This window comes from Pseudomonas syringae CC1557, from assembly GCF_000452705.1.
GTDB lineage: Bacteria > Pseudomonadota > Gammaproteobacteria > Pseudomonadales > Pseudomonadaceae > Aquipseudomonas > Aquipseudomonas syringae_F.
The window spans coordinates 2,080,469-2,092,679 of sequence record NZ_CP007014.1 but is presented as its reverse complement, the minus strand read 5'-3'; the positions used below and the strand labels follow the sequence as shown (position 1 = coordinate 2,092,679).

At 59.7% G+C, this 12,211-nt stretch carries 9 protein-coding genes; 1 reads left to right on the top strand and 8 read right to left on the bottom strand.

Annotated elements, in window-relative coordinates:
- Nucleotides 1-3: 3 nt before the first annotated feature.
- From rraA to ppsA, 3 genes are all read right to left on the bottom strand, one after another.
- Complete coding sequence (gene rraA, locus N018_RS09635) at nt 4-492, bottom strand: ribonuclease E activity regulator RraA (RefSeq protein ID WP_024644917.1); 489 nt, start codon at nt 490-492, stop codon at nt 4-6.
- Between the two features lie 102 nt (nt 493-594).
- On the bottom strand, nt 595-1,587 hold the full coding sequence (locus N018_RS09630) for an alpha/beta fold hydrolase (protein ID WP_025389427.1): 993 nt from the start codon (nt 1,585-1,587) through the stop codon (nt 595-597).
- A gap of 145 nt (nt 1,588-1,732) precedes the next feature.
- On the bottom strand, nt 1,733-4,108 hold the full coding sequence (gene ppsA / locus N018_RS09625) for a phosphoenolpyruvate synthase (protein WP_024644919.1): 2,376 nt from the start codon (nt 4,106-4,108) through the stop codon (nt 1,733-1,735).
- 192 nt (nt 4,109-4,300) lie between these two features.
- Between ppsA and ppsR the strand changes: the two genes are divergently transcribed.
- Nucleotides 4,301-5,119 carry a posphoenolpyruvate synthetase regulatory kinase/phosphorylase PpsR gene (gene ppsR / locus N018_RS09620; RefSeq protein ID WP_024644920.1) on the top strand — a complete coding sequence of 273 codons (819 nt, stop codon included), beginning with the start codon at nt 4,301-4,303 and terminating at the stop codon, nt 5,117-5,119.
- Between the two features lie 5 nt (nt 5,120-5,124).
- Here ppsR and prpF read toward each other — a convergent pair whose 3' ends face one another.
- The 5 genes from prpF to N018_RS09595 form a co-directional block, all read right to left on the bottom strand.
- Nucleotides 5,125-6,315 carry a 2-methylaconitate cis-trans isomerase PrpF gene (prpF, locus tag N018_RS09615; RefSeq protein ID WP_025389426.1) on the bottom strand — a complete coding sequence of 397 codons (1,191 nt, stop codon included), beginning with the start codon at nt 6,313-6,315 and terminating at the stop codon, nt 5,125-5,127.
- Between the two features lie 136 nt (nt 6,316-6,451).
- Nucleotides 6,452-9,040, bottom strand: coding sequence for a Fe/S-dependent 2-methylisocitrate dehydratase AcnD (acnD, locus tag N018_RS09610; RefSeq protein WP_025389425.1), 2,589 nt, complete (start codon nt 9,038-9,040; stop codon nt 6,452-6,454).
- 70 nt (nt 9,041-9,110) lie between these two features.
- Entirely contained in the window at nt 9,111-10,238 is a 1,128-nt protein-coding gene (gene prpC, locus N018_RS09605) for a bifunctional 2-methylcitrate synthase/citrate synthase (RefSeq protein ID WP_025389424.1), read from the bottom strand.
- A gap of 120 nt (nt 10,239-10,358) precedes the next feature.
- Nucleotides 10,359-11,252 (bottom strand): methylisocitrate lyase, encoded by an 894-nt coding sequence (prpB, locus tag N018_RS09600; RefSeq protein ID WP_025389423.1) that lies wholly within the window; start codon nt 11,250-11,252, stop codon nt 10,359-10,361.
- Complete coding sequence (locus N018_RS09595; RefSeq protein WP_024644925.1) at nt 11,249-11,968, bottom strand: GntR family transcriptional regulator; 720 nt, start codon at nt 11,966-11,968, stop codon at nt 11,249-11,251. The genes prpB and N018_RS09595 overlap by 4 nt, the downstream gene beginning before the upstream one ends.
- Nucleotides 11,969-12,211 lie beyond the last annotated feature (243 nt).

Sequence of the window (12,211 nt, the reverse complement as noted above, 5' to 3'; positions counted from 1 at the left end):
CGCTTATTCCGGCATGGTCAAAGGAGAGGGAGAAATAATAACGCCATTGTTGTCGGCGTACAGGTACTCACCCGGGCGGAAGGTCACACCGCCGAAAGTCACGGGCAGATCCAGCTGCCCCACACCGCGTTTTTCGGAGCGTTTTGGATAACTGGCCAGCGCCTGGACGCCCAGATCGGTCTGGGCCAGCATGTCCACATCGCGCACGCAGCCGTAGATCACCAGGCCTTCCCAGCCGTTGTGGGCAGCCTTTTCAGCCAGCATGTCACCCAGCAAGGCGCAGCGCAGAGAACCGCCACCATCGACCACCAGTACTTTGCCCCTGCCGTCGAGTTCAACCTGCTCCTTGACCAGCGAGTTGTCTTCAAAGCATTTGAGGGTAACGATCTGGCCGCCAAACGAATCACGTCCGCCAAAGTTGCTGAACATCGGCTCGACGACCTGCACCTGTTGCGGATAGGCGTCGCACAGATCGGGGGTGATGTAATGCATAAGGGTAACTCCTGTCACTGGGGCGTAGAGGCATTGGATCGCGAGCAGATTGAACCTGATCCGACACGACCGGCTGAACGCTAACCATAGCGACTTTAACCGCTAACTGCCCACTGCCGCCTGAAACTCTGCAACCTGTTCAGGAACAGACTGCTCACTCAGCCAGCCGAGTACACGCGGCCAGACCTGCTGTTGCGCGGCTTTACTGATCAGCATCTGCACATGATCAAAGTCATCACTGAAACCCTGTTCGCGTCCCAGGCAGAGGAACTGCCTGTGCTGGTCTCCCCCGATCTGATCGAACAGCATGCGACAGGCCCAGACCGGGTCCTGATGATCGCCAGCCGCCGCGACTGCCAGAACCGGCACTTGAACCGTTTTAAGGCCTTCCCACCAATTATTATCGCGTTCGCCAAAACGACCGAACAGGCCATGCCAGCGCAGGCTTTCGAGTACCAGGCCAATCGGCTCGTCTTCCGGGCCACGCTTGAAACGCGGCCCGGAGATGTGCTCGAACGACCGCAGCAGCAAGCGAGCCGACCATTGCAGCGGCGGAATTTTCAGTGGCCAGTACGTGCGACTGACCTGACTGCCGAACAGTGCCACCGACGCTACCTTGTCCGGCCCCAGATGCTGACCACCCAGTGCCGCCGCCAAGGTAGTACCGCCCAGCGAATGGCCGATCCAGTGCGGTATCCGAGCGCTTTGCTCAATGACGAACGCAGCGATGGCCGGCAAGTCGAACCGGGCGTATTGCGCGACGCAATTGGCGCGGTAGCTCTGGTTGCGCGACGACAGGCCATGCCCACGCATCTCCGGAATCCACACGTCGTAACCGGCACGGGCGAGATACGCCCCCAGGCCAATGCCCTTTGGCGAATACCAGAAACGTCGGTTGGAGAAGCTGCCGTGCAGCAGAATCACCGGAATGCCACGTACGTCGTGCTGATCGACCTGACCCAGCCGGGTCACCACCAGCTCGACGCTCGGGTCAGGACTGTTGGCAGGCTTGAGACGGTAAACGTCCTCAACCAGATCGCCGCAACGTTCGGCACTGATCAAGGCAACGGGAAAAATCTGGCTGCTGCTCTGCATATCACTCTTTATCTGGCTGGACAGACGGGATGAATCACTGCGTTCGGGCGCTTGTGTGGCACCCCATAAAAAAGGCGGCTTCCGAAGAAACCGCCTCTTTCAAACACCTGACCCACATGACGGCTCAGGTCAGCTCCGCGTCACATCAGACAGGCGCCTGCGCCTCGGCCAGGAAGAACCAGGTCTCAAGAACCGAATCAGGATTGAGTGAAACGCTCTCGATCCCCTGATCCATAAGCCAGCGTGCCAGATCCGGGTGATCGGAAGGCCCCTGACCGCAGATACCGATGTACTTGCCGGCCTTGTTGCACGCCTGAATGGCGTTGGACAGCAACTTCTTGACCGCCGGGTTACGCTCGTCGAACAGATGAGCAATGACCCCGGAGTCGCGATCCAGACCAAGCGTCAACTGAGTCAGGTCGTTGGAGCCAATCGAGAAACCGTCGAAGTATTCGAGAAACTCTTCCGCCAGAATCGCGTTGGACGGCAACTCACACATCATGATGATGCGCAGGCCATTCTCGCCACGCTTCAGGCCGTTGGCCGCCAGCAGGTCGATGACCTGGCTCGCCTCACCCAGCGTGCGCACGAACGGCACCATGATTTCGACGTTGGTCAGGCCCATTTCTTCCCGCACACGCTTGAGCGCACGGCATTCCAGCTCAAAGCAATCACGGAAGTTTTCGCTGATGTAACGCGACGCACCGCGGAAGCCCAGCATCGGGTTTTCTTCTTCAGGCTCGTAGAGCTTGCCGCCGATCAGATTGGCGTACTCGTTGGACTTGAAGTCCGACAGGCGCACGATGACCTTTTTCGGCGTAAAAGCGGCGGCAAGGGTACTGATGCCTTCGACCAGTTTCTCGACGTAGAAACCGACCGGATCATCGTAACCGGCAATACGCTTGTCGACGCTGTCCTTGATTTCCGGCGGCAGCAGCGAATAGTTCAGCAGCGCCTTGGGGTGCACGCCGATCATGCGGTTGATGATGAACTCCAGACGCGCGAGGCCGACACCGGCGTTGGGCAACTGCGCAAAATCGAAGGCACGGTCCGGGTTGCCGACGTTCATCATGATCTTGAACGGCAGATCAGGCATGGCGTCGACGGAGTTGGTCTTGATGTCGAAACCCAGCTCGCCTTCAAAGATATAACCCGTGTCACCCTCGGCACAGGAGACTGTCACGCCCTGACCATCCTGCAAGAGGTGCGTGGCGTTACCACAGCCCACCACGGCAGGAATGCCCAGCTCGCGAGCGATAATTGCCGCATGGCAGGTACGACCGCCGCGGTTGGTGACGATGGCGCTGGCGCGCTTCATGACCGGTTCCCAGTCCGGATCGGTCATGTCCGAGACCAGCACATCGCCGGGCTGTACCTTGTCCATTTCGGACACGTCCTTGATGATCCGTACCTTGCCAGCACCGATGCGCTGGCCGATGGCGCGACCTTCGACCAGCACCTTGCCGGTCTCCTTGAGCAGGTAACGTTCCATGACGTTCGCCGACGCGCGGCTCTTCACGGTTTCCGGACGCGCCTGCACGATGTACAGCTTGCCGTCGTCACCGTCCTTGGCCCACTCGATGTCCATCGGGCACTTGTAGTGCTTCTCGATGATCATCGCCTGTTTGGCCAGCTCGGAGACTTCGGCGTCGGTCAGGCAGAAACGCGCACGGTCGGCAGGCTCGACGTCGATCACCTTGACCGACTTGCCCGCCGAGGCTTCTTCGCCGTAAATCATCTTGATAGCTTTGCTGCCCAGGTTACGGCGCAAAATCGCCGGGCGGCCAGCAGCCAGCGTGTCTTTGTGTACGTAGAACTCGTCCGGGTTGACCGCGCCCTGCACGACCGTTTCGCCCAGGCCGTAGGCACCGGTGATAAACACGACATCGCGGAAACCGGATTCGGTGTCCAGGGTGAACATCACACCCGCCGTACCGGTTTCGGAGCGCACCATGCGCTGCACGCCGGCCGACAGCGCCACCAGCTTGTGGTCGAAGCCCTGATGCACTCGGTAGGAAATCGCCCTGTCGTTGAACAGCGAAGCAAAGACTTCCTTGGCGGCACGAATCACGTTTTCGACGCCACGGATATTAAGGAAGGTTTCCTGCTGACCGGCAAACGAGGCATCCGGCAAGTCTTCGGCGGTAGCGGAAGAACGCACGGCCACGGCCAGGTTCGGATTGCCTGCCGACAGCTCGGCAAACGCAGTACGTATCTCGGCGTTGAGCTTCTCCGGGAACTCGGCTTCCATGATCCACTGACGGATCTGCGCGCCCGTACGGGCCAGGGCATTGACGTCGTCAACATCCAGTGCATCCAGCGCCGCATGGATCTGGTCGTTCAGGCCGCTGAGTTCGAGGAAATCACGATAAGCCTGGGCGGTAGTCGCGAAGCCACCCGGCACTGAAACACCAGCGCCTGCGAGGTTGCTGATCATCTCGCCGAGGGACGAGTTTTTGCCCCCCACATGCTCTACATCATGGACGCCGAGCTTATCGAGGGAAACTACGTACTCTACCAAGGTGATCTCTCCACTAACTGTGTTTGTTGTTGGGAAAAGCTCATGCACCCGAGGCGCGTGTAGAGTGGCCTCGGGCGTGTCGGGTCAGGCAAACGCCTGAACCTGCAAAAAAGGTGAGCCTGCTGGCCCTCAGGGAAGGCAGGCACGCCTATGATATCCAGAAATCGTCAGTTGCTTAAGCCAGGGACAACAATGAAACGATCTGCTTTTTTCATCTCCGACGGCACCGGCATTACTGCCGAGACCCTGGGGCAAAGCCTGTTGGCACAATTTGAAAACATTACCTTCAACAAGTTCACCAGGCCCTATATCGACAGCGTCGAGAAGGCGCGGGCGATGGTACAACAAATCAATAATGCCGCCGAGAAAGATGATGTGAGGCCGATCATCTTCGACACCATCGTCAATCAGGACATCCGCGAGATTCTGGCGACGTCCAACGGCTTCATGATCGACATCTTCTCGACCTTCCTGGCCCCGCTGGAGCAGGAGCTTAGTTCACACTCCTCGTATTCGGTGGGCAAGTCGCATTCCATCGGCCACAACTCCAACTATATGGAGCGGATCGAAGCGGTCAATTTCGCGCTGGACAACGACGACGGCGCGCGCACGCACTATTACGACAAGGCCGACATCATCCTGGTCGGCGTCTCGCGCTGCGGCAAGACCCCGACCTGCCTGTACATGGCCATGCAATTTGGCATCCGAGCGGCCAACTATCCGCTGACCGAAGACGACATGGAGCGCCTGCAACTGCCGGCTGCGCTCAAGCAGCATCGTGAAAAGCTGTTCGGCCTGACCATCGATCCGGACCGCCTCACCGCGATCCGCCACGAGCGCAAGCCCAACAGCCGCTATTCCAGCTACGCGCAGTGCGAATTCGAAGTGCGCGAGGTGGAAAGCCTGTTCCGCCGCGAGAACATTGCGCACATCAACTCGACGCATTTTTCGGTGGAAGAGATCTCCGCCAAGGTGCTGGTGGAAAAAGGTGTCGAGCGACGCTTCAAATAGGGATTTCAGTCGTCCTGCGGCGGCACTCGCACCCAGCCCTCCATCAATACTCTGGCGCTGCGGCTCATGATCGCCTTGGTGACTTTCCATTCGCCGCCCTCCTCAAGGGCCTGAGCACCGACGCGCAGCGTGCCCGACGGATGGCCAAAACGGACTGCGTTGCGTGCCTCGCCACCCGCTGCCAGATTCACCAGCGTTCCGGGAATGGCCGCCGCAGTGCCGATAGCCACTGCAGCAGTGCCCATCATCGCGTGGTGCAACTTGCCCATCGACACGGCACGCACCAGCAGGTCGATGTCCTGCGCTGCGACAGGCTTGCCACTGGAGGAAACGTAATTGGCCGGGCGGGCGACAAAGGCGACCTTGGGCGTGTGCTGCCGCGTGGCAGCTTCATCGATGCTGGAAATCAGGCCCATGCGCAAGGCACCGTAGGCGCGGATGGCTTCCAGACGGGCAAGCGCAAGCGGATCGCCATTGATGTCGCCCTGTAGCTCAGTGCCGCTGTAACCGATATCGGCAGCATTGACGAAGATGGTCGCAATCCCAGCGTTGATCAGGGTCGCCTTGAATGTACCGACACCGGGCACTTGCAAGTCATCCACCAGATTACCGGTGGGAAACATCGTGCCGCCTGCGCCCTCTTCATCCGCCGCAGGGTCAAGAAACTCAAGCTGCACCTCCGCTGCTGGAAAGGTCACGCCATCCAGCTCGAAGTCGCCGGTTTCCTGCACTTCGCCGTTGCTGACCGGCACATGGGCAATGATCGTCTTGCCGATGTTGGCCTGCCAGATGCGTACGATGGCGATACCGTCCTGCGGCACATGGCTGGCGTCGACCAGATCACGGGCGATGGCAAAAGACCCTACGGCCGCCGACAGGTTGCCGCAATTGCCGCTCCAGTCGATGAAGGGCTTGTCGATGGACACCTGACCGAACAGGTAGTCGACATCGTGACCGGGCCTGCTGCTACGCGACACAATGACTGCTTTACTGGTGCTCGACGTCGCACCGCCCATGCCGTCGATCTGCTTTTCATAGGGGTCGGGGCTGCCGATGACCCGCAGCAGCAGTGCATCACGCGCAGGACCGGGCGTTTGTGCGGTTTCAGGCAAATCAGTCAGCCTGAAAAAAACACCCTTGCTGGTGCCGCCGCGCATGTAGGTGGCAGGGATGCGGATCTGTGGTGCGTTAGCCATGAATTCGTTGTCCTGTTAGAAGAGCGCGCTACGCGCTCAAAATCGGACGCAGAGCGTCCAGAACTGCGTGCCCACGCGGAGCATGGGCACGATAGTGCTCTTGCGCACGCTTATCGTTCCTCACGCTCCAGCGCAGCTATGATGCAGTGGCCTCCAGAAAATCCTGAGCAAAACGCTGCAGCACGCCACCGGCTTCGTAGATCGAGAGTTCTTCGGCGGTGTCCAGGCGACAGGTCACTGGCACCTCGACGCGTTCGCCGTTTTTACGCTGGATTACCAGCGTCAACGTCGCGCGCGGTGTGCGCTGGCCGATCACGTCGAAGGTCTCGCTACCGTCAATGCCCAGGGTCAGGCGACTAGTGCCTGATTTGAACTCCAGCGGCAGTACGCCCATGCCGACCAGGTTGGTCCGATGAATGCGCTCGAAACCTTCTGCTGCAATCGCTTCGACGCCTGCCAACCTGACGCCTTTGGCTGCCCAGTCGCGGGACGAGCCCTGACCGTAGTCGGCACCGGCAATAATGATCAGCGGCTGCTTGCGTGCCATGTAGGTTTCGATGGCCTCCCACATGCGCGTGACCTGACCGTCCGGCTCTATGCGCGTCAGCGAACCTTTTTTCACCTTGCCGTCGACCACGGCCATTTCGTTGACCAGTTGCGGGTTGGCGAAGGTCGCCCGTTGGGCGGTCAGGTGATCGCCGCGATGGGTGGCGTAGGAATTGAAATCCTCCTCCGGCAAGCCCATTTTCGCCAGGTATTCGCCCGCTGCGCTGTCGCGCATGATCGCGTTGGATGGCGACAGGTGATCGGTGGTGATGTTGTCGGGCAGCACTGCCAGCGGACGCATGCCCTTGAGCGTACGCTCCCCGGCCAGAGCGCCTTCCCAATAGGGCGGACGACGAATATAGGTGCTCATCGGACGCCAGTCATACAACGGCTCGACCTTCGGCCCGGTGTGTTCTTCGATGGCAAACATCGGGATGTAGACCTGACGGAACTGTTCCGGCCTGACCGAAGCCTGCACCACTGCATCGATCTCTTCATCGCTGGGCCAGATATCCTTGAGGCGAATTTCCTTACCCTCGGCGATACCCAGCACATCATTTTCAATGTCGAACCGAATGGTCCCGGCAATCGCATAAGCCACTACCAAGGGCGGCGAGGCCAGAAAGGCCTGTTTGGCGTAAGGGTGAATGCGCCCATCGAAATTTCGGTTACCGGACAGGACCGCCGTGGCGTAAAGATCACGGTCAATGATTTCCTGCTGGATCAGCGGATCAAGCGATCCGGACATGCCGTTACAGGTGGTGCAGGCAAATGCCACCACGCCGAAACCCAGTTGTTCCAGCTCGGACGTAAGCCCTGCCGCATCCAGGTACAGCGCCACGGTTTTCGATCCCGGCGCCAGAGAAGATTTCACCCACGGCTTGCGGCCGAGCCCCAGACGGTTGGCGTTACGCGCCAGCAGGCCTGCCGAAATCACGTTGCGCGGGTTGCTGGTGTTGGTGCAACTGGTGATCGCCGCGATGATCACTGCGCCATCGGGCATCTGCCCTGGCACGTCGTCCCACTGCCCGGCAATGCCTCTGGCCGCCAGATCGGCAGTCGCCACCCGCGAGTGCGGGTTGGACGGCCCGGCCATGTTGCGCACCACGCTGGACAGATCGAAGCTCAGCACCCGCTCGTATTCCACTTCGCTCAGGCTGTCTGACCACAAACCGGTGTGCCGGGCATACAGCTCGACCAGCTTGACCTGCTCGTCTTCACGGCCGGTCAGGCGCAGGTAATCGATGGTTTGCGAATCAATGGAAAACATCGCCGCTGTCGCGCCGTATTCCGGCGCCATGTTGGAGATCGTCGCCCGGTCGCCCAGGGTCAGGCTGGACGCACCCGCACCGAAGAATTCGAGATACGCGCCGACGACCTTCTGCTGACGCAGGTATTCGGTCAGGGCCAGCACCACATCAGTGGCGGTGATGCCCGGCTGACGGCGACCGGTCAGTTCGACGCCGATGATGTCCGGCAGGCGCATCCAGGAAGCACGGCCGAGCATCACGTTTTCAGCTTCAAGGCCGCCGACGCCAATGGCAATCACACCCAGTGCGTCCACATGCGGGGTATGGCTGTCGGTGCCAACCAGTGTGTCCGGGAATGCCACACCATCGAGAACCTGCACCACCGGCGACATTTTCTCCAGATTGATCTGGTGCATGATGCCGTTGCCCGGCGGGATCACTTCGACGTTCTTGAACGCCAGCTTGGTCCAGTCGATGAAGTGAAAACGGTCTTCGTTACGGCGATCCTCGATGGCACGGTTCTTTGCGAAGGCCTGCGGGTCGTTGCCATCAGCCTCGACAGCCAGAGAGTGATCGACAATCAACTGCACCGGCACCACCGGGTTGACCAGCGCCGGGTCGCCGCCTTGGGAAGCGATGGCATCGCGCAGCCCGGCGAGGTCTACCAGTGCGGTCTGGCCAAGAATGTCATGGCACACGACCCGCGCCGGAAACCAGGGAAAGTCCAGATCGCGCCTGCGCTCGATTAGCTGCGTCAGCGAAGCCGTCAGTGTTGCTGGATCGCAGCGGCGCACGAGGTTTTCGGCCAGCACCCGCGAGGTATACGGCAACGTAGCGTATGCACCAGGCTTGATCGCTTCGACCGCCGCATGCGCATCGAAATAATCCAGTCGGGTGCCGGGGAGCGGTTTGCGAAATTCACTGTTCATTGCGGGACTCGCTCACGGAATGTTCGGAATACGGGCGGGAAGCTCGTCAGCGGCTCCCCTGCCCCTTTTTTCAGCGCTGTTCGATGGGCACGAAGCGACGCTGCTCGACACCAATGTATTCGGCACTTGGGCGAATAATGCGGTTGTTGGCGCGCTGCTCGAAAACGTGGGCGGCCCAGCCTGTGAGTCTCGAACAGACAAAAATCGGGGTGAACAGCTTGGTCGGAATGCCCATGAAATGGTAGGCCGATGCGTGATAGAAGTCGGCGTTGGGGAACAGCTTTTTCTGCTCCCACATGACCTTGTCGATGGCCTCGGAAACCGGAAACAGCACGCTATCACCTGCCTCAGCGGCGAGTTTTTTCGACCAGCCCTTGATCACCTCGTTACGCGGGTCGGACTCTTTATAGATCGCATGACCGAAGCCCATGATCTTTTCCTTGCGCTCCAGCATGCCCAAGGTGCCCTGGGTCGCTTCTTCAGCCGACGCAAAACGCTGGATCATTTCCATCGCCGCCTCGTTGGCCCCGCCGTGCAGCGGACCGCGCAGGGTGCCAATGGCTGCCGTGACGCAGGAAAACAGGTCAGAAAGGGTCGACGCGCACACCCGTGCGGTAAAGGTCGAAGCGTTGAATTCATGCTCGGCGTACAGAATCAGCGACACGTCCATGACCTTGCGGTGCAACTCGCTGGGGGCCTTGTCCAGCAACAGGTGCAGAAAATGCCCGCCAATGGAGTCTTCGCTCGTGGTGCAGTCGATGCGCTTGCCGTCGTGGCTGAAGCGATACCAGTAACACATGATCGCCGGGAAGGCCGCGAGCAAGCGGTCGGTGGCGTCGCGCTGCTGATCAAAACTGCGCTCTGGCTCCAGCGTGCCGAGCATCGATGCACCGGTGCGCATAACATCCATCGGATGAGTGTCGGCGGGGATGCGCTCCAGCACCTCTTTCAAGGCCTGCGGCAGATCACGCAGGCTCTTGAGCTTGTCCATGTAGTCGGACAGTTGCGCTTGATCAGGCAATTCGCCGTACAGCAGCAGATAGGCGACTTCCTCGAAGCGGGCCTCGGCGGCCAGTTCACGCACGTCATAGCCGCGATAGGTCAGCCCGGCACCGGCCATGCCCACTGTCGACAGTGCGGTCTGCCCGGCAACCTGCCCGCGTAGCCCGGCACCACTCAATACTTTTGCTTCAGCCATGGTGTTCTCCAATTTTGTTTTTGTGTGATGGAACGCGAAGCACAATAACTCTCGTGCCGCGCCACGTGCTCAAGGTCGGACGCAGAGCGTAGGAACGAGAGCGATTATGGTCTCAGCTCATCACCCCTTCTTCTGCGCAAACAGCGCATCCAGTTTCTGCTCGAAGGTGTGGTAATCGATAGCGTCGTACAGCTCCATGCGGGTCTGCATTGTGTCGATCACGTTTTTCTGGCTGCCGTCGCGACGAATCGCGCCGTAAACGGTTTCCGCGGCCTTGTTCATGGCGCGGAATGCAGAAAGGGGATAGAGCACCAGCGACACGCTGGCTTCGCGCAATTCGTCAACGGTAAACAGCGGTGTCGCACCAAATTCAGTGATATTGGCCAGAATCGGCACACCGGCGCGATGGGCGAACAGCTTGTACATCGCCAGTTCGGTAATTGCCTCGGGGAAGACCATGTCCGCACCCGCTTCGATGCACGCGGCAGCCCGCTCCAGCGCCGATTCCAGACCTTCGACCGCCAGCGCATCGGTGCGCGCCATGATCACGAAGCTGTCATCGGTTCGCGCATCGACGGCCGCCTTGATGCGGTCGACCATTTCCTGCTGTGAAACGATTTCCTTGTTTGGACGATGGCCGCAGCGCTTGGCGCCGACCTGATCTTCGATATGAATCGCCGCTGCGCCGGCCTTGATCATTGAGCGCACGGTACGCGCCACATTGAATGCAGAGGAACCGAAGCCGGTGTCGACATCCACCAGCAGCGGCAAATCACACACGTCCGTGATGCGCCGAACATCGATCAGCACATCTTCCAGACCGGTAATCCCCAGATCCGGAATACCCAGCGAACCTGCCGCCACTCCTCCGCCAGACAGATAGATAGCCTTGAAACCCGCCCGTTTTGCCAGCAGCGCATGATTCGCGTTGATCGCGCCGACCACCTGCAACGGCTGTTCGCTGGCAACCGCATCGCGGAAGCGCTGGCCGGGAGTACTGTTGTTGTGACTCATTGTTCACCTCGGTCCGAAGTCTTCTGGGAAGCCGCCTGATAGTGGCGCTCGATGTTGCGTCTGGACGCACCGATATGACGGCGCATCAACAATTCAGCCAGCTCGCCGTCACGCTCGGCAATGGCGTCGAGAATCCGGTGGTGTTCGGCAAAGGCCTGACGAGGCCGATTGGGTGTGGTGGAAAACTGGATGCGGTACATGCGCACCAGTTGATAAAGCTCACCGCAGAGCATCTGGCTGAGGGTGCGGTTGCCGCTGCCCTGAATGATCCGGTAATGAAAATCGAAATCGCCTTCCTGCTGGTAATAGCCGATACCCGCCTGAAACGCTACGTCGCGCTCATGGGTGTCCAGTACGCTGCGCAGCTCCTCTATTTCAGCCTGGGTCATGCGCTCGGCAGCCAGGCGACAGGCCATGCCTTCAAGGGATTCGCGAATTTCGTAGAGCTCGATCAGCTCGGCGTGGCTCAGCGCAACAACGCGGGCGCCGACATGCGGCACGCGAACCACCAGTCGCTGCCCTTCAAGGCGATGAATCGCTTCGCGCAGCGGCCCGCGACTGATGCCGTAGGTGCGGGCCAGTTCCGGCTCGGAAATCTTGCTTCCGGGGGCGATTTCGCCTTTGACGATGGCCGACTGAATACGTCGAAAAACATTTTCAGACAGAGTTTCGGGATCGTCTACGGTTGGCGCTGCCTTCTCGACTATTTCCAGCATTGTCGACACTCGCTGACTGAATAGGCGTAAATCTAGCCATAAACGGCTTTTCAGTCAAAGCAATATGAGTGATTGTCGACAATCAGCTGGTAACGCTGCTTTCTTTCTCAGCGTCCAACCTGAACAGATGCACAGGTAGATAACTGGCACCTCCAAGGCTTCATGCTAGAATGCGCGTCGCGTCCGCGCAGCGCGCTCCTTGTTGGAGCCGACGCTTGCGAGTTGCCTGCCTCACTCTCCATC